General features: G+C 64.2%; 25 protein-coding genes, 1 tRNA gene and 1 pseudogene. 11 read left to right on the top strand and 16 right to left on the bottom strand.

Features of this window, described 5'->3' with window-relative positions; translation table 11 throughout:
• Positions 1 to 11: 11 nt before the first annotated feature.
• Complete coding sequence (gene dhaL / locus QMG52_RS02365; RefSeq protein ID WP_283558819.1) at positions 12 to 683, top strand: dihydroxyacetone kinase subunit DhaL; 672 nt, start codon at positions 12 to 14, stop codon at positions 681 to 683.
• On the top strand, positions 680 to 1,429 hold the full coding sequence (dhaM, locus tag QMG52_RS02360) for a dihydroxyacetone kinase phosphoryl donor subunit DhaM (RefSeq protein WP_283558818.1): 750 nt from the start codon (positions 680 to 682) through the stop codon (positions 1,427 to 1,429). Before dhaL ends, dhaM begins: the two co-directional genes overlap by 4 nt.
• Positions 1,430 to 1,473: 44 nt before the next feature.
• Here dhaM and QMG52_RS02355 read toward each other — a convergent pair whose 3' ends face one another.
• Positions 1,474 to 2,436, bottom strand: a complete 963-nt coding sequence (locus QMG52_RS02355; RefSeq protein WP_283558817.1) for an iron-sulfur binding domain-containing protein — start codon at positions 2,434 to 2,436, stop codon at positions 1,474 to 1,476.
• A gap of 317 nt (positions 2,437 to 2,753) precedes the next feature.
• Here QMG52_RS02355 and QMG52_RS02350 point away from each other — a divergent pair, with 317 nt between their 5' ends.
• A complete protein-coding gene (locus QMG52_RS02350; RefSeq protein ID WP_283558816.1) occupies positions 2,754 to 3,581 on the top strand; it encodes a hypothetical protein in 828 nt (275 codons plus the stop codon).
• A 61-nt stretch (positions 3,582 to 3,642) separates the two neighbouring features.
• Here QMG52_RS02350 and disA read toward each other — a convergent pair whose 3' ends face one another.
• The 3 genes from disA to QMG52_RS02335 all read right to left on the bottom strand — a co-directional run bounded on the left by disA (position 3,643) and on the right by QMG52_RS02335 (position 7,415).
• On the bottom strand, positions 3,643 to 4,716 hold the full coding sequence (gene disA / locus QMG52_RS02345; protein ID WP_283558815.1) for a DNA integrity scanning diadenylate cyclase DisA: 1,074 nt from the start codon (positions 4,714 to 4,716) through the stop codon (positions 3,643 to 3,645).
• A gap of 74 nt (positions 4,717 to 4,790) precedes the next feature.
• The gene (gene radA / locus QMG52_RS02340) at positions 4,791 to 6,221 is read right to left on the bottom strand and encodes a DNA repair protein RadA (RefSeq protein ID WP_283558814.1); all 1,431 of its coding nucleotides are present in this window, start codon (positions 6,219 to 6,221) and stop codon (positions 4,791 to 4,793) included.
• A 69-nt stretch (positions 6,222 to 6,290) separates the two neighbouring features.
• Positions 6,291 to 7,415 carry an FUSC family protein gene (locus QMG52_RS02335; RefSeq protein ID WP_283558813.1) on the bottom strand — a complete coding sequence of 375 codons (1,125 nt, stop codon included), beginning with the start codon at positions 7,413 to 7,415 and terminating at the stop codon, positions 6,291 to 6,293.
• A 292-nt stretch (positions 7,416 to 7,707) separates the two neighbouring features.
• Between QMG52_RS02335 and QMG52_RS02330 the strand changes: the two genes are divergently transcribed.
• The 4 genes and pseudogenes from QMG52_RS02330 to pstB all read left to right on the top strand — a co-directional run bounded on the left by QMG52_RS02330 (position 7,708) and on the right by pstB (position 12,033).
• Positions 7,708 to 8,826, top strand: a complete 1,119-nt coding sequence (locus tag QMG52_RS02330; protein ID WP_283558812.1) for a phosphate ABC transporter substrate-binding protein PstS — start codon at positions 7,708 to 7,710, stop codon at positions 8,824 to 8,826.
• Positions 8,827 to 8,915: 89 nt separating this feature from the next.
• Positions 8,916 to 9,902: pseudogene (gene pstC, locus QMG52_RS02325) on the top strand (phosphate ABC transporter permease subunit PstC); the annotation flags it as partial.
• 236 nt (positions 9,903 to 10,138) lie between these two features.
• Entirely contained in the window at positions 10,139 to 11,239 is a 1,101-nt protein-coding gene (gene pstA / locus QMG52_RS02320; RefSeq protein WP_283558811.1) for a phosphate ABC transporter permease PstA, read from the top strand.
• 14 nt (positions 11,240 to 11,253) lie between these two features.
• Entirely contained in the window at positions 11,254 to 12,033 is a 780-nt protein-coding gene (gene pstB / locus QMG52_RS02315; RefSeq protein WP_283558810.1) for a phosphate ABC transporter ATP-binding protein PstB, read from the top strand.
• Between the two features lie 75 nt (positions 12,034 to 12,108).
• On the opposite strand, the gene QMG52_RS02310 is transcribed toward pstB, so the two are convergent.
• From QMG52_RS02310 to QMG52_RS02265, 10 genes are all read right to left on the bottom strand, one after another.
• Positions 12,109 to 13,119: an inorganic phosphate transporter gene (locus QMG52_RS02310; RefSeq protein ID WP_283558809.1), complete on the bottom strand. Its 1,011-nt coding sequence runs from the start codon at positions 13,117 to 13,119 to the stop codon at positions 12,109 to 12,111.
• Position 13,120: 1 nt separating this feature from the next.
• Positions 13,121 to 13,738, bottom strand: coding sequence for a DUF47 domain-containing protein (locus QMG52_RS02305; RefSeq protein WP_283558808.1), 618 nt, complete (start codon positions 13,736 to 13,738; stop codon positions 13,121 to 13,123).
• A gap of 374 nt (positions 13,739 to 14,112) precedes the next feature.
• On the bottom strand, positions 14,113 to 14,316 hold the full coding sequence (locus QMG52_RS02300; RefSeq protein ID WP_283558807.1) for a hypothetical protein: 204 nt from the start codon (positions 14,314 to 14,316) through the stop codon (positions 14,113 to 14,115).
• 61 nt (positions 14,317 to 14,377) lie between these two features.
• Positions 14,378 to 14,575, bottom strand: coding sequence for a hypothetical protein (locus tag QMG52_RS02295; protein ID WP_283558806.1), 198 nt, complete (start codon positions 14,573 to 14,575; stop codon positions 14,378 to 14,380).
• A gap of 94 nt (positions 14,576 to 14,669) precedes the next feature.
• On the bottom strand, positions 14,670 to 16,040 hold the full coding sequence (locus QMG52_RS02290) for a hypothetical protein (RefSeq protein ID WP_283558805.1): 1,371 nt from the start codon (positions 16,038 to 16,040) through the stop codon (positions 14,670 to 14,672).
• A gap of 141 nt (positions 16,041 to 16,181) precedes the next feature.
• The gene (locus tag QMG52_RS02285) at positions 16,182 to 16,379 is read right to left on the bottom strand and encodes a hypothetical protein (protein WP_283558804.1); all 198 of its coding nucleotides are present in this window, start codon (positions 16,377 to 16,379) and stop codon (positions 16,182 to 16,184) included.
• 234 nt (positions 16,380 to 16,613) lie between these two features.
• The gene (locus QMG52_RS02280; protein WP_283558803.1) at positions 16,614 to 17,360 is read right to left on the bottom strand and encodes a hypothetical protein; all 747 of its coding nucleotides are present in this window, start codon (positions 17,358 to 17,360) and stop codon (positions 16,614 to 16,616) included.
• Between the two features lie 81 nt (positions 17,361 to 17,441).
• A complete protein-coding gene (locus QMG52_RS02275; RefSeq protein WP_283558802.1) occupies positions 17,442 to 18,206 on the bottom strand; it encodes an AfsR/SARP family transcriptional regulator in 765 nt (254 codons plus the stop codon).
• A 178-nt stretch (positions 18,207 to 18,384) separates the two neighbouring features.
• Complete coding sequence (locus tag QMG52_RS02270; protein ID WP_283558801.1) at positions 18,385 to 18,621, bottom strand: hypothetical protein; 237 nt, start codon at positions 18,619 to 18,621, stop codon at positions 18,385 to 18,387.
• 256 nt (positions 18,622 to 18,877) lie between these two features.
• Positions 18,878 to 19,525, bottom strand: a complete 648-nt coding sequence (locus QMG52_RS02265) for a hypothetical protein (protein WP_283558800.1) — start codon at positions 19,523 to 19,525, stop codon at positions 18,878 to 18,880.
• 115 nt (positions 19,526 to 19,640) lie between these two features.
• Between QMG52_RS02265 and QMG52_RS02260 the strand changes: the two genes are divergently transcribed.
• Positions 19,641 to 19,716: transfer RNA gene (locus QMG52_RS02260), tRNA-Lys, on the top strand.
• Between the two features lie 90 nt (positions 19,717 to 19,806).
• Here QMG52_RS02260 and QMG52_RS02255 read toward each other — a convergent pair.
• Together QMG52_RS02255 and QMG52_RS02250 are read right to left on the bottom strand one after the other, a co-directional pair.
• Positions 19,807 to 20,166 (bottom strand): hypothetical protein, encoded by a 360-nt coding sequence (locus QMG52_RS02255; protein WP_283558799.1) that lies wholly within the window; start codon positions 20,164 to 20,166, stop codon positions 19,807 to 19,809.
• Between the two features lie 8 nt (positions 20,167 to 20,174).
• Positions 20,175 to 20,525, bottom strand: coding sequence for a hypothetical protein (locus tag QMG52_RS02250; protein WP_283558798.1), 351 nt, complete (start codon positions 20,523 to 20,525; stop codon positions 20,175 to 20,177).
• 313 nt (positions 20,526 to 20,838) lie between these two features.
• Here QMG52_RS02250 and QMG52_RS02245 point away from each other — a divergent pair, with 313 nt between their 5' ends.
• From QMG52_RS02245 to QMG52_RS02235, 3 genes are all read left to right on the top strand, one after another.
• Positions 20,839 to 21,681: a hypothetical protein gene (locus QMG52_RS02245; RefSeq protein ID WP_283558797.1), complete on the top strand. Its 843-nt coding sequence runs from the start codon at positions 20,839 to 20,841 to the stop codon at positions 21,679 to 21,681.
• Positions 21,678 to 21,998: a GNAT family N-acetyltransferase gene (locus tag QMG52_RS02240; RefSeq protein ID WP_283558796.1), complete on the top strand. Its 321-nt coding sequence runs from the start codon at positions 21,678 to 21,680 to the stop codon at positions 21,996 to 21,998. Before QMG52_RS02245 ends, QMG52_RS02240 begins: the two co-directional genes overlap by 4 nt.
• Before the next feature lie 121 nt (positions 21,999 to 22,119).
• Positions 22,120 to 22,893, top strand: coding sequence for an SDR family NAD(P)-dependent oxidoreductase (locus QMG52_RS02235; RefSeq protein WP_283558795.1), 774 nt, complete (start codon positions 22,120 to 22,122; stop codon positions 22,891 to 22,893).
• The last annotated feature ends 153 nt before the right edge of the window (positions 22,894 to 23,046 follow it).

The following is a 23,046-nucleotide window of genomic DNA, read 5'->3' as shown; positions in this document are numbered from 1 at the left end:
ACAGCGCCGGCATGAGCGCGGGCCTGGACTCCCGCTGGGCCATTAGCTGGCTGCGCGCCGCCGCGGAGGTGGTGGCCGACCACCGAATAGACCTCAGCGAACTGGACCGGGCCATCGGGGACGGTGACCACGGCGAAAATCTGGACCGGGGCTTCAGCGCGATCGTGGAAAAACTGGCTGTGGAGACGCCGCAGACACCGGGCGCAGTCTTCAAGCTCGCGGCGATGGCGCTGATGTCCAAAGTCGGTGGCGCGGCCGGTCCGCTGTACGGCACGGCATTCCTGCGGGCCGCCACGGCGTCCGGGGATGCGGCAGAGCTGGATCCGGCTCTGCTGGCTGCCGCGCTGACCGCCGCCCGCGATGGGGTCGTCGCGCGCGGCAAGGCCGCTGCGGGGGACAAAACAATGGTCGACGCTTGGTCGCCTGCCGCCGCCGCGGCCGCCGCGGCCGTGGCCGCTGGAGACGGCGTGGTGGAGGTCCTCGAGGCGGCCGCGGCGGCCGCCGAAGCGGGGGCGGTGGCCACCGATCCGCTGACCGCTCGGAAGGGACGGGCAAGCTATCTGGGCGAGCGGAGTGCCGGACACCGTGACCCCGGAGCTGCCTCATCGGCGCTGATCCTGCGCGCGGCCGCCGATGCCGCGAATCAACCCGCAGCCGGGCGCCCCGGCGGGGATGCCGCATGAGTGTGGGACTGGTGATCGTCTCGCACAGCGAAAAACTGGCCCTCGGCGTGGTGGAACTGGCGGCCCAGATGGCGTCCGGGGTCAGAATTGTGGCAGCCGGCGGGACGGATGGTGCCGTCGGAGCCGCCCGCATAGGCACGTCACTGGAACGGATCATGGAAGCGCTGGACGTTGCGGATTCGGGTGATGGCGTCCTGATCCTGACGGATTTGGGCTCCGCCGTAATGACCGCCGAATCGGCTCTGGAGATTATGGGTGATCCGCTGACCGCGGCGCTGGCCGATGCGCCACTGGTGGAGGGAGCCGTTGCCGCCGCCGTTGCCGCTCAGTCCGGCGCCGGGCTCGACGCGGTCCGCAAGGCTGCCGAGACAGCCTGGCAACCTGCGGTCGTCGCCCCGGCCGAAGGTGGCTCGGATGGCCTCGGCGGTCCCGGTGCCGCGGGTTCCGGGACGGAAGCGAGCGCAGGGCAGGGCGGGGTAGGCGGCGACGACGCCGTCTGCGCCGACCTGCTGCTGATCAACCCGATGGGGCTCCACGCTCGACCGGCCGCGGCGCTGGCCGGTGCGCTTGGCGGCCTGGCCGTGGAGATCAGCATCAATGACGTGGACGGGCAGTCGGTGATGATGCTGATGACTCTGGCCGCGGGAATGGGATCAAGGCTGCGGGTCCGGGCCACGGGTCCGGACGCCGGAAAGGCCGTGGACCTGGTGCGGTCCGAGGTGGAGCGCGGCTTCGGCGAGATGTAGGGCGCCGGGTGACATGGGGGTGTGGTTCGAGGTGGTCAGCATGTCTAGAGGGGGAGAGCGATGCGTCCGCCGTCCAACGCCTGCGCCAGCCCATCGCGCAGCAGGCCCTCGATGGCGCGTGCCAGCTGATCTTCCTCCGCCTTCAGGGCATAGAGTCGGTGCAGCTGTGCACCGACCGGGCTGAGTGCATCACTATCCGGCTCGGATTCCGTCCCGGTCCCGTGGACTTGCGTTACAATCGACGGTGCCGCCGCGAAGAGCAGTTCACGCTGTAGACCGGATTCGGCGGCACGCAGGGCGGCCATCATGGCCCCGCGCACCTGCCGGTCGGTGCCGGCCCAGGCCTGCCCCCTCGGCGTGTAGGTCGGCTCGGGTTCACCCGCCGCCAGCCAGGAACATTCGGCCCGGACAGGGCATTCGGTGCATCTGGGCGAGCGCGCCGTGCAGATCAGGGCTCCGAGCTCCATAACTGCCGCATTCCACTTGACAGAGAGCACCGGTTCTTCCGGGAGCAGCTCGGTGGCGAGCCGCATCTCGGCCGCCGTCAGCGCCGGCGCCGGAAGCGCCTGCCCGGACGACAGGCGGGCCTGGACGCGCCGGATATTGGTGTCCACCACGGTTTCCCGGTGCCCGAAGGCAAAGGCGGCGACGGCGGCGGCCGTGTAGCTGCCGACCCCAGGCAGCGTCAGCAGCCGGTCATAGGAGCCGGGCACCTCGCCGTCGTACTCCGCAGTGATGGCGGCCGCGGCCGCGTGCAGCCGCAGGGCCCGGCGCGGGTATCCGAGCCGGCCCCAGGCCCGTACGGCATCGCCGCTGGCGGCCGCTGCCAGCGAGCCGGGATCTGGCCAGCGCGACATCCAGTCTTTCCAAACCGGGAGCACGCGCACCACGGGGGTCTGCTGCAGCATGACCTCGCTGACCAGGACGCCCCACGGGGAACAATCAGCCGAGCGCCACGGCAGATCCCGGGCGTTGCGCCCGAACCAGTTCACGATCGCTTGGTGCATCAAAATATCCTCGGAACAATAACTGTCGGTACGATAACTGGCGGACCAATAATGCGGATTACATTACACCTCCGGAATACTGCCGCTGAACAGTGCATATCAGTGCATATCAGTGCATAAGCAGAACACTACGTACCCAGGGCACTGTAGAAGCAGGACGGAGCTGCCCGCCTTGACAACCCCCGATGACAGCTGCGTCTTCACCACCGTGACGCCCCTCCTCGGCCCGCGGCCTCGTGAGGGTTGCCACAGCCCCTTCTGCACTGCCAACGGCGTGGTGAAGGGACTGCGGGGGAGCAGGTATCTAGAGTGGAGGGATGGCTGGAGAGGATAATGCGAGCGGCGGAAGCGCGGGTGGAAAGCGGACCCCGCAGCAGCGTCCGGCGGTGCGGAACGGAACCCGCGGCGCGTCTGGTTCCCGCGCATCGGCGGCGGTAATCTTCAGACGACGGCGGGCGGCAGTGGGGGCCTTGCTGGTGCTGGTCATCCTTGGTGTGCTGGCAGGTTCCATTGCGGTGGCGTTCCATCTCGGGTCGCGGGAGGGCAGTAATCCGTTGTCGGCTGCCGGCGGGTCCGTGGCCAGCAGTTCAACGGCGTCGCCGAGCCCGACGCAATCCCTCGGATCATCCTCCCCGGCTGCCTCCGGCACCGCGGGGGCCACGCCGAGCGAGGCAGCCACGGCTACAGGCACAGCAACATCCACCAACGCTGCAACATCCACCAACGCTGCATCATCCGCGCCCACAGCCACCACCGCCTGCGCTGCGGATCTGGTTACCGTTTCTGCCGCGGTGGATGCGACCGTTTACCCCGCGGGGCAGGATCCGTTGCTGACCCTCAAGGTGACAAACGGCTCGAAGGTGCCGTGCACCGTTAATGTGGGGACCAGCCAGATGGAATTCCTGATCACCAGCGGCAAGGACAGGATTTTCTCCTCCAGGGACTGCCAAGCCGATGCCACCGATCTGGTTAAGACCATCGCGCCGGGCGCGTCCGAATCAGCCAATTTTCCCTGGGCTCGGATCCGTTCTGCGGCGGGGTGCCCCGGGGTCGCTGCTGTTCCCGGCGGTGAGGGAGCCTATTACATGCTGACCGCTACTTTGGGCACCTGGTCCAGCGCGAAGGTCCCGTTTCAGCTGCAGTAAGGGTCAGCGGGAGCGGCGACCGCAACGGCGACTGCGGCCGCGACCGCGGCCGCAGCGGCGGTTAGAGGAACCGGTCCAGCAGACTGGCCTCGGCGATCCGGGACAGCCCTTCGCGCACCGTGCGGGCGCGCTGTTCGCCGATGCCGTCGACAACCATCAGCTCATCAATGGTTGCGGCCATCAGGCTTTGCAGACCACCGAAATGATCCACCAGCCTATCGGCAACGGCCCGAGGAACCGCCTTGAGACCGGACACCAGACGATAGCCGCGCGGTTGAATGATCGCCTCCAGCGACTCGGAGCCAGTCGTAAGACCGACTATGTTCGCTATCCTGCTCAGATCGATCAGTTCGGTGGGCCCGATCTCCTGCAGTGCGGTGACGGCGGCGTCTATCTCAGCGGATGTTCTGGTGGCGGAGTAATCGCGGATGACCATTTCACTGCCCGGTCCGCGGCCGACGGTAAGCTCGTCAAGCTGCAGGGACAGAAGCCGCCCGTCCACTCCGAGTTCGAGAACATACTGGGCGATTTCCTCTGAGATCCGCCGCACCATCTCGTGGCGCTGCAGTGTCACAGCGACGTCGCGGACGGTCACCATGGCCTCGATCTCCAGGGCCGACAAGGAGCTGGTGACCTGGTCCAGACGTGAGCGGTAACGCTCCAGGGTCGCGAGGGCCTGGTTCGCGCGGGCCAGCACCTTCTCCGACCCTTCGAGCACATAACGCAGGCCGTGAACATACAGGGCAATTATCTGCATGGACTGGCTCACCGAAACAACAGGCACGCCCGTCTGGATGGCCACGCGCTCCGCGGTGCGGTGCCGGGTGCCCGATTCCTGCGTTTCAATGCTGGGATCCGGAACCAGTTGGACGGCCGCGCGAAGAATCCTGTTCGCATCTCTGTCGCAGATGATGGCCCCGTCCATCTTGGCCAGTTCGCGCAACCGAGTGGGGGAAAATTCAATGCCGATCTCGAAACCGCCGGAACAAAGCTGATCGATGGTGCGATCGGAGCCAAGGACTATCAGTGCGCCCGTCCGTCCGCGCAGGATCCGCTCCAGGCCGTCGCGCAGCGGCGTTCCGGGCGCAACCCGGGCCAACGTGGCCTTGAGGGCTTCTTCGGGACTCCGGGCCATCGCCATATTCCTTCCGCGGTGCGCGCGGCTTCTTCCGCGTTAGTCACATGGCCAATAATAGTGGGATATGCCGGTCAGAAATCACTGTCCTGAAGCGGAACTGCCTTACGTTCCTTGGCGGCACCGTGAAAGAGCAAGTCCATCGCTTCGGCAAGATGGTGCACCTCCTTCACCGAAAATCCCTTGGGGATGGTCCCCGGACCGTTCGGGCTGCCCGGCACAATTGCGTGCGTGAAACCGAGCCGGTGCGCCTCCTGGATCCGCTGGTTAATGCCTGGAACCGGACGCACCTCCCCGGCCAGCCCCACTTCACCAAAGGCGATCAGTCGGGCCGAGATGGCCACTCTGGATTTGGCGGAAGCGACGGCCAGCGCAATGGCCAGGTCCATGGCCGGCTCGGTCAGCTTCACCCCGCCTACAGTGGCGACATAGCTGTCCTCGCCGGTCAGATCGGCACCGGCCCGCTGCTGCAGCACCGCCAGCAGCATGCCAACCCGGGACGAATCCAGCCCGCTGGTTGCACGGCGCGGCTGCGAAGTGGAACTGGGCGCGAGCAGGGACTGCACCTCGGCCAGCAGCGGCCGGCGGCCCTCAAGCGTGACGGTGATGCAGGTGCCGGAGACCGGGTCCTTAATGCGGGAAACGAACAGCCCGCTGGGATCAGCCAGCCCCACAATGCCATGCTCGGTGAGATCAAAACAACCAACTTCATCGGTGGGACCGAAGCGGTTCTTGACGGCCCGGACCAGCCGCAGCCGGGAATGCCGTTCGCCCTCGAACTGGCAGACCACATCCACCAGGTGCTCCAGCAAACGCGGGCCCGCAATTGAGCCGTCCTTTGTCACGTGGCCCACCAACAGGGTGGTCATATTCATTCGTTTGGCAGCGGCAATCAGGGAGGCCGTGACCTCCCTGACCTGCGAGACCCCGCCGGCGCTGCCGTCCACCGCAGCGCTGCTCAGTGTCTGAACGGAATCAATAATCAGCAGTTTCGGCGTCAGTGCCTCCACTTGGCCAAGCGCCGTCCCCAGATCGGTTTCGGCACTCAGATAGAGCGTGTCCGCGACCGCTCCGATCCGGTCCGCGCGCAGCTTGACCTGGGCCGCCGATTCCTCACCGGTGATGTACAGCACGTCCCGGACCTCCGTGCGGTCCTCGTTGCGGGCAAATTTGGCGGCAACGTCCAATAACAGGGTGGATTTCCCGACGCCGGGCTCGCCGGCAAGGAGAATCACCGCGCCCGGGACTACGCCGCCGCCCAGTACCCTGTCCAGCTCGGGTACTCCGGTGGGCAGATACGCCGCCTTGGTGGCATCCACCTCCGCAATTTTCCGGGCCGGCACCGCAACCGCCGTCGCCGTCGTCGTCCGTGCAACACCGACGCCTGTTTCCTCCACTGTTCCCCATGCTTGGCATTCGCCACAGCGGCCCACCCATTTGACCGTGGTCCAGCCGCATTCGGAACATTTGTAGCCCTGCGAGGACCGGAGCGATTTTGTTGCCATTGAACCAGCGTAACGGTGCCCACCGACAGCCCACCGACTCAGTACAGACCTGCACCCGTGGTCGGCCGGCTAGATTTCCGGCAACAGGTCCAGGGCTTCCCTGTGGTCCATGCCCGCGGCCTCCAGCAGGTCAACCATCAGCGGGCGGAACAGCATCACCACGGTTTCGCCTTCGAGCCGCTGGATTCCGAGCTGATCGGGATGCAGCCGGGACGCGACGGCGGCCAGGGACCAGCGGGCATTGTGCAGGTACCGGGAGCGGAGGGTGGCGGCCGGGTCCGACAAGGCAATGACCAGCTCATCCACCGCGTCCGCGGTCTCCGTCAGGACCTCCGAAATGTACTCGGTCCCCTCGTCCGAGAGGGCGGCGTTGTTGATGGCGCTGGCGAGTCTGCGGGCAAAGACACGGCTGTTGCGCAATGCCAGGTCCACAAAGCCCAGGGTGTGCGAGAGTTCGTGGATCTCTCCGCGGTGTTGCCGGAAGACGGGCGAAAGCGTGGCCACCTCCTTCGAGGACTTCAGCGACGTCCGCATAGAATCCAGCAGCGTCTGGGTGCCTCTGGCCCGGACCAATGCGTGCCAGGCCAGGGTGGAGTCACTGTAGATCAGCGCGTTGGAGCAGCCGCGGAGTACCTGGGAGAGTTCATCGAGCAGCTTCCGCAGATCATTTTTTGGTTCCCGCCGGGGATCAGACGGCGTCAGGAACGCGACGGCCAGGGCAAAACAACCGCCGACGACGGCGTCCAGGCTGCGGGTGAAGGGACCGCCGACGGGCGCAGGAAGGAGTACGACGAGTACGGACTGCAGCGCTAATTGTGTGGTGAAGATGACTCCGCCGTCCAGGAAACGTGCCAGCATGATGGATAGGAAAAGCACCAGCGCGGCCTGCCAGATCCCCGATCCGAGTGAGGTAAGCAGCAGATCGCCGACCACGATTCCCAGAGTACAGCCGATGCCGACTTCCAGGACTCGGCGCAGCCGTGCCTCGCGCGAGAATCCCAGTGCGATCAGGGAGGACGTGGCCGCGAAAAGGGGGCCGGCATGGCCCAGCACATATTCGGCGAAGGCATAGGCGCCGATAGCGCAGACCGTCATCTGCAGCGCGGGCCGCAGGGAGGCCGAGCTGCGCCGCAGCCCGACACGGGTCTGGACCCGCAGATAACGCAGCGGGGCGGCTCCCCTGGGATTTGGCATGTGGCAAGTCTAAGTGCCGCCTCCCCGCCCAACGCCGGGGGCGGTCCGCAAACGTCCGGCCGCTGTTCACCGGCCGTTCACCTTCCACCGACCGTCCCGTTACCTGAGGCGCATAGCTTGGAGAGCGGCAAGCCACGCCGTTCGTCATCGCGGAGCCGGCTTGAATCCCTGGCTCGGTCGATTCATTGATTGATCAATAGATTGGCCCGGCTCTACAACTCGATTTACGCGATGATGTCCCGGATTCCCACCGGGACCAATTGTCAGCTATTCCCTGGAAGGGGCAAAATTAGTGAAGGCTCTTCGCTTTGGCCAGACCGCGGCAGTAATCGCGGCCGGCGCTCTCGCACTGACCGCCTGCGGCGGCAGCTCCACTGGCGCCACGTCATCCTCGCCGGTTGCGTCTTCGGCCGCCGCGGACTATGGCTCCCTGTCCGGGACCATCACCGCCGGCGGTTCCAGCGCTCAAGCCAATGCCCAGGCCGCCTGGAGTGCCGGGTTCAAGGCCCAAGCCGCGAAAGTGGCAGTCAATTATGACAAATCCCAGGGATCCGGTGGCGGTGTCACCAACTTCACCGCCGGCTCCTACGACTTCGCCGGTTCGGACGCCTATCTCTCCGTCGACCAGGCCACCAAGGCCCAGGCTGTCTGCGGCATCGGAGGTGCGGTGAACCTTCCCGTCTATCTGGACGGTGTCTCGATCGTGTTCAACCTTAAGGGCGTGGACAAGCTCCAGCTCTCGGCCGAGACGCTGGCGAAGATCTTCACGCAGCAGATCAAGACCTGGGACGACGCCGCCCTCAAGGCAGACAATCCCGGAGTCACTCTGCCCTCGACGACGATCACCACGGTGACCCGCTCGGACGGCTCAGGCACCACGCAGAACTTCACCAACTATCTGCACCAGATGGCTCCTGCCGTCTGGACAACACCGGTCAGCAACAAATGGCCGGTCGCCGGCTCTTCGGCCCAGCAGGGCGGTTCCGGTGTCGTCAACACGGTTAAGGCCGGTGACGGCACCATCGGCTACGCAGACCACAGCGCGATCGGCGACCTGAGCGCTGCTGCCATCAAGGCCGGCGACAAGTACGTTTCCTTCAGCCAGGACGGCGTCACCAAGGCCGTTGCCACCGCTGTGACCCCGGCCAAGAGCGGCGTGGCTGGTGACCTGTCCCAGGACATTGACTACACCAAGCTGACCACCGGGGATGCGTACCCGATCCCGCTGATCTCCTACGACATCCTGTGCACCACGTTCAAGGACGCCGCCCAGGCCAAGCTGGCCACCGCGTACATCGGCTACGTTGTCAGCGATCAGGGACAGAAGATTGCGGCGAAGAACGCAGGCTCGGCGCCGCTCCCGTCGGCCCTGGCCGAAAAGATCCGGGAAACCCTGAAGACGGTTTCCTAGTCTCCCAACCGAACGGAACCGAACTGCACAGTCCGGCCGCCCGCAGTCCGGCCGGCCGGACTGCCCCGGTTCGCAGTTATCCAGCACTGGTGAAAAGAAAGCGCGACGTGAGCACTTCTTCTGCAGTTGTTCCGGCCCGGCGGGTTACCGCCAGGGCCAGGCCGGCGGACCGGGTTTTCAAGTTCCTGAGCACCTCGGCCGCCGTGTCCATCATGGTCATTCTGGCCGGAGTGGCGCTGTTCCTGATCATCCGGGCCCTCCCGGCGATAGGTGCGAACTGGACCACCAATCCCGATCTGAAGACTGGCGTCACGGGTGGGTTTTCCGGCTTCTGGTCCTATGTGGGGCCGCTTGCCTTTGGCACGGTCTGGGCTTCGGTTCTCGCGCTGCTGATGGCGACTCCGGTAGCGATCGGTATCGCGCTTTTCATCTCGCACTACAGCCCGCGGAAGATGGCCAACTTCCTCGGCTACATCATCGATCTGCTGGCCGCCGTGCCCTCCGTGGTGTACGGGCTCTGGGGCATCATGGTGATGCGTCCGTTTCTGCTGCCCCTGCAGGAGTGGCTCAACGCCTACCTTGGTTGGATTCCGTTCTTCAGTGGCAGTGTCACCTCCACGGGGTCCAGCATTCTCACCGGGGCGGTGGTGTTGGCGGTAATGGTCCTGCCGATCATCACCTCCATCTCCCGTGAAATATTCCTGCAGACCCCGAAACTGCATGAGGAGGCGGCGCTGGCGCTGGGTTCCACCCGCTGGGAAATGATCAGGCTTGCCGTGTTCCCGTACGGCCGGTCCGGCGTGGTCAGCGCCATCCTGCTGGGATTGGGAAGAGCGCTGGGTGAAACGATGGCCGTGGCCATGATCATTTCCCCGGCCATTGTCGTCTCCTTCCGGTTGATCACCGAGGGCGAGAACCCGCAGACGATTGCGTCCAACATTGCCCTGAACTTTCCGATAGCCACCGGACTTCAGCGTGATGCGCTGATCGGGACCGGACTGGTGCTGTTCGTCATTTCGCTGGCGGTGAACATGGTGGCCCGGCTGATCGTCAACGCCAAGCCGCGCCGGAAAAAAGTCCGCGACGCCGGCAACCCGCGGGGTTCGGACCCGGGACGGGGCGACGGCGTATCTGCAGCGGATGCAGAGGATGACGAGATGCTGAGCCCGCTGGCCGCTCACCGGCAGGAACGCCTCGGCGACGACGGCTACGACGGTGCCGACGGTGCCGACGGGGATGTCGCGGCGGCCCGCACCGCCGTGAGTGCCGGGTTCGGAGCAGGCCTCGACAAGCGCGCCGAAGGAGACCAGCCATGACCACAGCCACTGAATCCGCGAGGCTCCCTGCTGTGCGTAACCGCCTGACCACCGGGCAGCTGCCGAAGCGCTCCACGCTCTACACCGTAATCGGTGGCTTTATCCTTGCCGCAGCGCTCCAGGGTCTGATCGGTTTCAACTGGTTTGGTCTGCTGGTTTTCACTGGGGTGTTCTACCTGATTGCCATTTATTCGCTCTCCCTGATGAAGGAGAATCGGCGGAAGGCGCTGGACCGTCTGGTCAGTGGATTGGTCTGTACGGCTTTTATCCTCGCTCTGGCCCCACTGGTGTCCACGCTGTGGACCGTCGTCAGCAAGGGATTGGGTATCCTCAGCTGGGAGTTCATCAGCACCTCAGGGGGAGCGGCCCATATTGATCCGGATACCCTCGAACTGGTTTCCTCCTCCGGCGCGTTGCAGGCGATCGTCGGAACGCTGCAGATCACCGGCCTGGCCACGCTGTTCTCCGTGCCCATTGGTCTGCTGACGGCCATCTACCTGGTCGAATACGCCCATCCCACCTTCTGGCTGCGCCGCACGGTGAACTTCCTGGTCGATGTGATGACCGGCATCCCCTCCATTGTCGCCGGCCTGTTTGCGTTCTCGCTCTTCACTTTACTGCTGGGACCGAAGGCATTCAGCGGACTGTCCGCCGCCGTCGCCCTTTCGGTTCTGATGATTCCGACGGTCGTGCGTTCCTGTGAAGAAATGCTGCGGCTCGTGCCGGCGGATCTGCGCGAGGCGTCGTACGCCCTCGGCGTAACAAAATACGTCACCATCACGCGGATCGTTATTCCCACTGCGATAGCGGGTATCGCCACCGGGATCACGCTGGCCATTGCCCGGGTGATCGGTGAGACCGCACCGATTTTCATGGCTGCGAGCTTTACTGATTCGTTCAATGCCAATCCCCTTTCGGGCCCCATGCAGACGCTTCCGGTGATGGCGTACACCGGCTACAAGTTCCCGGGGCAGGACATCGATCTGTCCAACAACCAGGCGTGGGGCGCGGCGCTGCTGCTGGTGCTGTTGGTGGTTGTCCTGAATCTGATGGCGCGGATCATCGCCATGATCTTCGCGCCCAAAACCTCACGGTAGTTAGAAGGAAGAACATGTCCAAGAGCGTGAATGTCAAAGACCTTGATGTCTACTACGGGGATTTTCTGGCCGTCCACGATGTCAGCATCGACATCGCCCCGAAATCCGTCACGGCCTTCATCGGTCCGTCGGGCTGTGGGAAGTCGACCCTGCTGCGGACCTTGAATCGGATGCATGAGGTGATTCCGGGTGCGCACGTCAAGGGCCAGGTGCTGGTGGACGGCGACGACCTCTACGGCGCCGGTGTTGACCCGGTGACGGTCCGCCGCCAGATCGGCATGGTCTTCCAGCGCCCCAACCCGTTTCCCACCATGTCCATCAAGGAGAATGTGCTGGCCGGGGTGCGGCTGAACAACAAGCGCATCTCACGGTCCGCCGCAGACGATCTCGTGGAGAAGTCCCTCCTCGCCGCAAATCTGTGGAATGAGGTCAAGGACCGGCTGGAAAAGCCCGGCCAGGGGCTTTCCGGTGGCCAGCAGCAGCGTCTGTGCATCGCCCGGGCCATAGCGGTGGAGCCGCAGGTCCTGTTGATGGATGAGCCGTGCTCCGCTCTTGACCCGATCTCCACGCTGGCCGTCGAGGATCTGATCAATGAACTCAAGGACAGCTTCACGGTGGTGATTGTGACGCACAATATGCAGCAGGCCGCCCGGGTTTCGGACAAGACCGCGTTCTTTAATATCGCCGGGACCGGAAAACCGGGGAAGCTGATCGAGTATGCGGAGACCACCACGATCTTCAACAACCCGATGCAGAAGTCCACCGAGGACTACGTTTCCGGCCGCTTCGGCTAGGGTTCCCGGCTCTTTCCGGTTGTGGGCCGGTCGTGCACCGGGAAGCGCACCGTGCTGCGCCACTTTTGCCGCAAGCTAAATCAGTGGGGAGACTGCGAGGTAAAGGATCGCGCCCAGCACCGCCGCGGCGATGGGGGTGGCCACCCAAGCGCGCAGAATCCGCAGCCAAAGCCGGCCGTTGGTCACCGAGAACCGCTGGTTAAGGCCGGCGCCGATAATTGACGACGTCACCGTATGAGTGGTGGACAGCGGCAGATGCAGCCCGATGGCGCCGATGAAAAGCAGTACGGAGCTGACCAGCTGCGCCACCATGCCCCGCATCGGGTCGATCTTGGCCAGCCGGCTGCCCAGGGTGTAAGAGACGCGCCAGCCGCCGGTCAGCGTGCCCGCGGCGAGCAGAACGGCGGAAAAAATCAGTACCCAGGCGGGTACCGCGCCCGTGCCGCCGAGCCCGGCCGCCGCCAGCGCCAACAGCAGCACCGTAGTCGTCCGTTGAGCGTCCTGCAGGCCGTGACCGAAGGCGACGGCCGCCGTCCCCACCGCCTGCACCCGGCGGACCCGACGGTTGACGAAACTCGGCTGCGAATGCCGCGACGCCCAAACTGCGGGATAGACCGTGAGGAATGACAATGCGAAGGCGACTACGGGCGAGAGCAGCAGCGGAAGGACCACCAGTGTCAGCAGGGTGGAGTCCAGTCCGTGCAGCGGCTGTTCACCGACGAGCGTCGATGCCGAGGATGCGCCGGCGAGCCCACCGATGAGCGCATGCGTGGAAGACGACGGGTAGCCCCGCCGCCATTGGTAAACGCCCCACAGGCAGGCCGCAGTGAGCGCAGCGGCCAGCAGGGCCAGACCGGCCGTTCCCCGCGGCAGGCTGAACAACCTCCCCCCGACCGCCACGGCAAAGGAGCCACTGAGCAGGGCGCCGGCGAGGTTAAAGAATCCGGCCAGCAGGACAGCGATGCTGGGCGTCAGGGAACGGTTACGAACGGCAATGGCGACGGCAGACGAAGCATCACGGAAGCCGTTCAGGAACGCAAAACCGGCGGCCAGGATCACCACGACGAGCAGGAAAGCGGTGGCCAAGTTAGGATTCCTTGACGATGATGCTGCCCACCTGGGTCGCGATCTGGCGCATGTCCTTGGTGACGTTGACCAGCTGATCGGCGACGTCCCGGTAGCGTACATAGGCCATCGGCTTGTGGTCCCGGAGCAGCTCGCTGACGAAGACCCGGTGCGTGTGCTCGGCGCGCTTGGCCAGGCGCAGGACCTGGATCCAGTAGTCCTCGAGTTTCTCCAGATTGTCCATCCGGCCCATCGCCTCCACGGTGAGCTCGGCCTGGCGTGCAATAACCTCCAGTTGGTCCGACGCACGCGCGGGGATGCGCTCCAGTTTGTTCAGCGTGATCAGCTCCGCCGCACCGGCAAGCTTTTCGATCGCCTCGTTGAGGAACCGGGCCAGTGCAAAAAGATCTTCACGGGGCAGCGGGTTTATGAAACTGGTTCTCATATGCGTCAGCAGTGAGACCAGAAGATTGCTTGAGGCCGCTTCGTGCAGGCGCATCTGCTCCGCCAACGGCTCAAACTCGGAGGCGGAAGCTCCGAGCAGTTCGGAGAGGGTGTGCACGCCGAGGACAATTTCCTGCGCCATCGCCGACAGGATTCGCAGCCCTGCCCTTTCCTGCGGGAAGAGGCGCAGTTTCATGAATACCTTCCCGATTCGATCTGCCGGCTGCCCAAGGAGCGGCTATCGAAGCCGGGGCTGTGCCCTAACATTACTTGCCGGCGCCCTCACCCGCGGAATCCGATATCCTCGGCAATCAGGGGATCCGCCGGGCATCGGAGAGTCGTGGCGGCCCGTTTGGGGCATAAAGGTGGTGCCGGACTGAGAGCGCCTCTCGGCGTTAGGCCGCTCGAAGCGGCTAGAAGATGGAGCCCGGGGGTTCCGCAGTCCGACACCACCTTCAGTGTTCTACGTTGGCGGTTCCATGTCAACAGAACCGGACGCACAAAGGCGGCGGGTTTACCACCTGATCGGTGCTGTACCCGCCGCCCGTGTCGGCAAAAACCCATCGGATGCTAGTGCATGGAGAAGAGGTTCTGCCACGCTCCCGCCTGGGCCACGGAGCCAATGGTCGCCGCGTTGAGAGCGAGCGCCAGATTGACGCCGATCACGGGGGCGACATTGAAATTGAAGTCCAGGAGCAGGGTTTCGCGGCTGGGTAGCAGCTCCGCGGTCTCGGCATCGAGATCGATGGAGCACAGCGCAGATGTTGCCGTCATGGCACTTCACCTTTCTGTGTGGCCGGGTGCCTGCGTTTACCAGGCACCCGGCATCCGGCTGTCAGTGCTGGCTGACGCTAATGGTTTGCCATGCTCCGCTGGTCGCGCTGGAGCCGAGGGACACGGCGTTGACTGCGTAGGACGCATTCGTGGCCATGACGGACGCCCAGTTGATGTGGAAGTTCAGGAGCAGAGTCTCCCGTGAGGGAAGCAGCTCTACGCTCTGTCCCTCCAATTCGGTAACGGTCAGTTTCTCCATCTCGTTCACCCCCTCTCGGGTCTAGTACCTTGATCGATCGGCTTTTAGAAAGTGTGGCTATGGACAGTAGATAGGTCGTCCTGTTACTGCCTTGTTATCGTGGCGTTACCGCTCTCGCCCGGCCCGGAGCCGGACCGCTGTGCCGGCCATAGGGCGGTGTGCCCGCGGATCGTCTGCGGTTTGCGTCGATGCGACGGCGCACCAGCGTCACGGCACCGGCCAACAGACGCTGAATCATCACGATGATCCCGGCAACGGGCAGCACCAGCAGGAAGATGGACAGCGCGGAAAGCGCTACGTTGACAGGTTGACCGACGGTCCAGGCGGCACTCAGGGCGTGTGCATGGATGACGACGGCGGCGGACGCCTGAGCGACGATGAGAGGCAAGTTCCACAACAGCCAGGCAAAGAGAAGGACGAGTGCGGGGACCACGGTGAGCACCCACACCATGACGATCCGCCGTGCTGCCGGCCGCAGTTCCGTAACCCGGGGATCCACGGGGCGCCCGGGAATCAGACTGCGCAGAACCGGACCGACGCGGGAAAAAAGATCCGGCACGCCGGCCAGGTCCGCGAGTACAAAGTAGCCATCAAGCCTGATGGTCGGGGGCAGCTGCTGGAGCATCATGATTTGCGTTGTGATGACGAACAAGAGCAGGATGCCATTGCCGGTCAGGAGGAAACCAAGACCGGACAGCAGCACGCACCAGACATTGAAATACAGGCCACCCAGATCCGTCCGCAGCCGGCCCGCTCGATTCAGCCGGTAGGAATCGGTGACGTTGGTGAAGAATGCCGGGAACACCAGATATACGCCGAAGCCGATGACCCCGGGCTCGGCGCCGCCATATTTGCAGGCGGTGGCATGTCCTAGCTCGTGGATCACCGCACCGACGACCATCATGACGAACAGACCCAGCAGCAGCGTCGGAGTAACGAGGATCTGCTCGAGAGCGGAGACAATGTTGCCGGAGAAGAACAGGGCGATGTCGAGTCCGACCAGCGCCGCGAGGCTCAGGATAACGACCGGCGGAAAATAGATCGGCCTGAGCAGCGCCGCGAGCCGGTTGACGGTGGCCACCGGAATTATGGTCCCCTTCAGGCGAAGTGCAAGGATCGGGCGAGCAGTGGGCGCGGGTTTGTCCATAGGCACCATGCCGGTAGCATCTTCCAGCAGACCAAGCGGCCGCAGCTTCTGCTCGATCAGCTGCGTCAGCCCGGGCGGATCCAACTCCTTGCCGTATAGCCCGCTCACATCGTGGGCCAGAACGTCGGTCGTCGGCTCCGTGGCAGCCGTCTTGAGAATGAGGTTCAGCAGAGCGGAGAGCTGGATGACCTGGCCATCGGGGCGCTGTACCAGAAAAGTCTTCTGCGTCAGTCCGGAACCGGTCACCGGGCCCAGCAGCTCAACTCCGGGGACGAGCCGCCACTGCACCGTCCGCGGCTCACTGGAGTCAATAGTCATTGGATATGCCTTCGGTAGCGGGACGTTGCAGCGGCGGGTTCACCGCTCCTGTGAGTGGTGGACCCGCCGCCTGGGTGCAACTGAAATGAAGCCAGATTCCGTCCGGCACCTGTCACACCAGAACCCGATTGACAGGGTTTATCAGCGCTGGTGGACGCTGATCATCTGCCAGGCTCCGCTGGAGGTGTCGGAGCCCAGGGTCGCGGCGCTGACTGCGTAGGACGCATTCGAGGCCATGACGGACGCCCAATTGATGTGGAAGTTCAGGAGCAGAGTCTCCCGCGAGGGAAGCAGCTCTACGCTCTGTCCCTCCAGCTCAGTGGCGGTCAGTTTCTCCATCTCATTCACCCCCTTCCGTTGAATGTTGTTCCGTTATCAAGGCCTCTATGAAGCCAGTACCCAAAGTAGATATCCGTCTCTGTTACTGCCCCGTTACTGTCCCGTTACTGCCGGATTTCGGGGCGGGAGGCGCGTCCGGGCAGGAATCGGTCCCGGGATAAGCCGGCCGCAGCCGCTCCTCCCGGGACCGTTGGTGACGGTTTTATTGCCGGTTTTTATTGCCCTCAGGGCTTGTTATTGGCCCGCCTGCACGTCGACGTTGCGTTGCACCGTTGCAGCGCCCACGTCCTTGAGGATGATCTGTGCCAACCTCTCGGCGGTATCGTCCGTGAGCCCCTTGGCCTGCGGGGCGGACCGCTGCAGCCCCTGCGGGTGCGGGGCGGCCTGAAGCCTGTCTGCGAGCTCGGTCTGGATTTGGGTAATCATGGTTTTTGCCTGGGCGGACAGCTCCCGGCGGGTTCCTCCCGTGATGACAAACTGGATGGCGGCCGATGTGGTCGTGCAGCTGGTGCAGCCCACGTTGAGCGCCAGTGCCCTGTTGTTGACGATGAGTTGGCTGGCTTTCCGTGCCACCACCAGCTGCACCGAAACCGCTGAGGAGGTGCACGTGGGACAACTGGACCAAGCCGCAGCGGAATTGTCCGCCGTGGCAGTATCGCCGTCGAAGTAAACCACCTGGAAAGCGGTTGACGAACCGGAACATCCGTCACAGTTGCTGGTGGCCACGGCAACCGCTGCCGCCTTCCCCGTCGAGGAGCCTGTCCGCACCGTGCTCTGCGCGTTGTCGGTCACCGCCGGCTGCGCTGCCGTGGGAATGGCCGACGACGCCGTGTCCAGGCTGTTGGATCGGCGGGTTTCCCGGTGGGATCTGTCGGGGGACGCATCGGCGGCGGCCACATCTCCGGTGACTCCTCCAACCAGAAGCATCCCGGAAATCAGGACGAACACGCTGAAGGTACTGGTGATGAATTTAATATGCATTGCCAACCTCTCATCTACTGGGAACTACCGAATGGTTCGAAGTCGCTGGCGTAGCATATTGGGTGATGGCGTAAAGGGTCCTTAGCCTGCGCCGCCGGCGCGGGGCAGGCGGTACTGTGACTCCGCCGAAGGCGGGGTGCTGGTGGGCTGCGGATCCAGCAGTTCTGCAAAACGGGAGGAGGGCCTTACCCCCAGTTCACGGCCTAACCGGCCACGGAATTCATGGAATGCCCGCGTGGCCGAGGCATTATTGCCGGCCTCGAGATGGCAGCGGAGCAGGATCAACTGGGCACTCTCGCGCAGTGGTTCGATCGATGTAGCCGCGTGTGCGGCCTCCGTCGCGCGTCCCAGGGCGCCCATCCGCAGGTAGTAATTGGCCAACGTCTCCAGCCCGTCAAGCCGCAGCTGTTGCAGCCGCTCCTGCTCGAAGATGACCCAGTCGTCATACCAGTCGGGCAAGAGGTCCGCGTTGTGCAGAATGTCCGCTGAACCGGCGGCCACAGTAGCCGCGCTGTCCTGGATGTCCGCGATAAGCCAGCGGATCCGGTGAAAGTCAACCTCTACGTCCGGCTCCAGGAACAGTGAATCGTTGGAGGCGCACAAGAAGGAAGGGAGCTTATGGGTGATGTGGAAGACGCTGGCCCGCAGATTTCCCGCTGCCTGTGCCTCGGAGCTGTCCGGCCATAAAAGGCTGGAGAGGGAGTGCCGCGACCTCGCTCCCAAGAGAGCCAGGGCTGCGATGACGCGCTGCTGGCGGATACCGACGGCAACCGGTTGCCCGTCCAATTTGAGCTGCCAGAAGCCCAAGAGTTTGAGCTCCCAACGTTGGCTGCCAGGCCCGTCCATCCTGCCCCCCTATCTGCGCCGCTGCGGTGCCGACAACTAAGATTAATTGGAGCCTCCGAACCAACTGAATGATTCCCGGTCCATCACCCAGCATGGTCACTCGACCATGGGTTGTCAATGAAATAATGCGGGGGGAATTACCTGTTTTTATGCGGGGTGAAAGCGGGCAGACTTAGGTTTAGTCATCGATCTCCTCAAGCCACTGCCGTACCGTCTGAAGAATCTCGTCGTGGCTCCCGGCAACGCGCAGATGGGGCCGATCCTTGGCGGTACGGCTAAAGATCAGACGGGCCCGGAACCCGCCTTCGTCACCTTCCTCCGACCAGATCCGGATCACCATGGTGCCCCGCCCGGTGGTCTCCTCCGCTGCCTCCTCGTCGTCCATTGCGACTATCGCCAAATCCTTCTTGTTCATTTCAGCACCCCCTGTCTGAGTCACACTTACCCGTCGGTAATCTGCCCAGTTTAGGCCCCAATATCTGTTCTAGCCATGTACGAATCGGCCCTGTGGATGAAGCCCGCTCCGGCGGCGCGACTGCGTCCCGTTAGTGCGGTGCGATATTCGCGAATCATCGAGCTGAGTGCGAAGGGCCTGCTTGACTAGGATGGGTTCGACGGGATCAGGACTGCCCTTGGTCGCTAAGCAAGATCACATTCACGCTGCCCCATCGCTAGTCCAGCTCGTTGCGGCGCCAGGATGCGGCCGCGTGCTCAAGGTCCTCGGCGGTTTTGATGAGCTGCGCCGCGTTCCTGGTCAGCCGGTCCCCGTGTGCGCCGTCGGCGCGTTCCCGCTCATCGGCGACGCGGGACTGGCCCAGCGCGACGACCCGGCAGAAGGCAGCCGAACGTTCCAGCGCAACGTCGAAGTCGCCGTCGAACGCCCCCGATAAAATGGCGTCCGCCATGGTCTTGAGCTCATCAGCGCCGGGCGGATCGGCCACACCCGCGACTACGTGGGAAACCTGCGCAGTATCCTGGCCGGCGCGGAAGAAAATGGAAATACGCTCCGGGTCCTGCTGCGTGGCGGCGCGGAGGGCGTAGAGGCGCCACAACGCCCCGGGCAGGGACCGGGCCGGGCTCTGGGCCCACAATTCCGCGATGGCTTCAAGTCCCTGCTGGTCGGCAAGTTTGACCAGCCGTTTGGTCACCGCGGGATCATCACTCTTGCGGCCCCGGTGAACGAGTGCCTGGGCTGCCAGATGGGCTGCCTCGGACACACGCGCCGGGTCCGAACCGCCGGCAAAAGGCTCAAAATCCGCGGGTTCAAAAGGCTTGGGCTTATGCGGCCGGGGAACGTGGGAACCGGGTGTTGCACTCATGCCACGACACTACTCCTGTGCCCCGGACTGGTCGAGATTTCGTCGATTCCCGGCACCGCCGCTGTGTGCGCTATTCTAGGTAGCGTCCGCCGCGGGAAACAGCGCGGACTGGTGAGGGCCTTTAGCTCAGTTGGTAGAGCATCGGACTTTTAATCCGTGGGTCGTGGGTTCGAGCCCCACAGGGCCCACCAGCGCAGAAATCCCCGTCCGGCACAGCAGGGCGGGGATTTCTTGTGCTGGAGCATTTGCCGGCAGGGACAGAACAAGCCGGGCTGTACCAGCTAGACGGGCTTGACTGATTCGAGTTGCTTGGTCCGGCCCGCGTCGTTGCCTGCGACGGCGTGACGAGTACCTATCCCGATGGCCTGGCCCAGGAGGGCAGGAAACCGCGCGGGGAAGATGTTCGTCTGCTGACCATCCGCGAATGTGAACCGGGTGCCGAGTATGGCATTTCGTCCCACCGGCGCGCCGTACACGGAGACGGGGGAGCCGTCCCTGCTGCGTTCGAGGGCTCTGAGCCTGTCGGTTGTGTAGCTGATGTCGCGCGGAGTGAACCGGTCGGTCAGGGGATGTATCCACCGGCCGACGCTCGCCCCCGCGTGGGTGGAAGGTCCGCCCAGCGAGTGCCCAACGCTGGTCACCAGGTCAGCTATCCACGATGCCGCAGCAGGGGCAGGCCGGATCCTCCGACGCCACCGACGGAGAATCCGGTGGACCGGGAGAACATGCTGAATTGGTGGTCCAAAGTGCCGGCCATATTGCCGGCGGTGTCCTGATCGAAGTGGCGTTCCAGCTCGATGACTGTGGCGTTTCCGAGGATTCCCGAGGTCGAATCGGGTTGATAGGCGTCTGCGGCCGGCCGCCGGTACAGCTCACCGAGTTCCTGGTCGAGGCTTTCGGCCAAAGCGAAGTCCGCCCTGTTGAATGCGCGGGCTTTCGCCCCTGCCCGGAAACCGGTGATCAGCAGCGGGAGTCCGATCAAAGCAGGTCTCTGGCTCATTGCTGGTCTCCTCATATGTTGTGTTCTTCAATAATGGGTGCAGGGACTGACACTTTGTCCATTCAGGTCCCAGCCCGGATTCCGGCACGTCGTACACATGTGCCGTCGTTCACGTGCACTCCTTAGCGTTCATCGTGTATCGCGCACCAATCCAATGCCGCGACCGGCCGCGGGAGCATTGACCAATCTCGTGTGAAGTATTCCAATGGAGGTAGTGGTAAACGAGCGGGACAACCCGACGTGAGGGCACCGGTCAGTGCGCTTCAGGCGGAGGTCACGCCGGGTCAGGGTGCTCCGGGTCGGAGGTGGTGGCATGTCCGCTTTAGCAGCGGAATTCGTCCAGCTGTTGTGCTGCGCAGTGATAGTGACGGTCAGCGTTGCGGCAACTGTCTATGCGCTGAGGTTGCAACTGGGCAGGGACGGCGGTGTCCGGGGTGACGCCGTTTTCTGGCACAGCTTCCTGGCTTTGGCATTCGTGCTGCCTGCGGTGATTATTCCCGCCGTTTACAGTCCTGCCGCCGGCGCCTCGCTGCTCGTGCTCGCTTTGCTGGCTGGCGCTTCGGCGTACCGCGGCGCCCCGCGTCTGGAGGCGTTCCAGCGGAGCCGCTCCCAGCGCCGTGCTGACCGGATCGGGTTTGGCGCCGTTGCCGCACGTCACGACGACGTCTTGACCCGCTGGAGCGTCTATGAGCTGGACGTCGGCAAGATGATTGATTATCCCGCGTTGTCGGACGTGTGCCAGCCGGAAACGGCGGCACTGGTTCGTGTCATGCGCGAGGCGGCGCTGCTGCGTTCCGGTGCCGGACCCGCCTACGAGCGGACCGTGGCGGATCTCGAGGCCGCGCTGGGAGCAGCCGAACTCGCCGCGGGCGTTCCCACCGCCGACCAGGGCGCTTCAACGGAACGCAGGCAGGCAGCGACAGCGGAACGTGGGGCACCTCCCGAAATGGGACGCCGGGCACCCGCGGAAATGCGTCCCGCCGTCGCCCGCCCAACCGCAGGCGCCCCCGCAACCTTACAACCCGCCGTAGAGTGCGGAGATCAGCCCCGCAAAAGCGGTGTTGAAGGGGCAGATCTCCACGCTCGCTGGTCGGGGTGGGGGGATTCTGCCGGGGCATTGCCAGCGCGGACCAGCCGTGCCAAGGTCGAGACATGACTGACACGGCCGAGACTTTCCACAACGACGTGACGATGCTGCGCAATGACCAGGACCATCAGTATGAGCTGCGGGTCGGGGAGACGCTGACCACCGTGGCGCAGTTCAACGACCTGCCAGGGCATGTGGATTTCATCCACACCGAAACCCTGGAGCCCTTCGGTGGCAAGGGCATGGCGAAGATTCTCGCCCGCTACGCTCTTGACGATGTGGCGGCGTCCGGCAAGCGGATCATCCCGCATTGTTCTTTTATCGCTGGCTTTCTGCGCCGGCATGAGGACTATGTTCAGGTCACCGACTGGCCCGAGACGGCTTAGGTCCGCTCATCCGTGACGTCCGGGCCCCTCTGGCCGGTGACACCGGGCGGACCGCGGACGTTCCTGCGGAAGGGCGTGTGGAGCCGGACGTCTAACGGCGGCGCGTGAGTAGCATGGGGGAATGACTGACGCTGTGAAGAATGGAATGGCCCTGATCACGGGTGCGACGGCGGGGCTGGGAGCGGAGTTTGCCCAGCAACTGGGTGCCCAACGCTACAATCTGGTGTTGGTGGCCCGCGACACCGGGCGGCTGGAAGCGAAGGCTGTCAAGTTGCGGCAGGACTTCGGCATTGCCGTGGAGACCATCACCGCGGATCTGCGGACGGACTCCGGCGTTGCCGCTGTGGCGGCACGCCTGACGCAGCCCGAGAACCACGTGACGGTGTTGGTCAACAACGCCGGCTACGGGTTGGCGGGACAATTCGAGCAGAACACGCGGCAGGAAGAGTTGGACCAGCTGAACATCCTGGTCAGCACGCCGATGCAGCTCATGCACGCCGCACTGGAACCCATGCTGGCGCGCGGTCGGGGCCGGATCATCAACGTGGCCAGCATGGCGGGCTTCATCCCGCGCGGCACGTATGGGGCGTCCAAGGCGTGGATCATCAGCTTCAGTAAATGGGCGAACATCAACTACGGACCGCGGGGCGTACATGTGACGGCCGTCTGTCCCGGCTTTGTGCACACCGAATTCCATCAGCGGATGGGTGCCTCCACGGCCAAAATCCCGGCGTGGATGTGGCTGGAAGCTGACCGGGTGGTGGGGGAGGGACTGGCCGCTGCATTTATGGGAAAGAGCGTCTCGGTGCCGTCCAAGCGCTATGCGGTGCTGGCCGCGCTGAGCAGGTTTATGCCGGAGCGGTTGGGCGCATATGCAGGAAAACGCGGGCGTTAGGGGCTGACCCCAGGCATACTGCGAAGGAACAGCGTCAGCTCGGCGGTGTCGGCCGGTCCACAATGTTATATGACTGAACGTGAGCCGTCGGTTCTTAAGCTGCCGGGCCGGCTTGGCCCCCATTGCGGCGGCGTCCGGCTGCTAATGTTCGAC

The organism is Paenarthrobacter sp. PH39-S1 (assembly GCF_030063245.1).
GTDB lineage: Bacteria > Actinomycetota > Actinomycetes > Actinomycetales > Micrococcaceae > Arthrobacter_M.
This window is presented reverse-complemented; position numbering and strand designations above follow the sequence as displayed.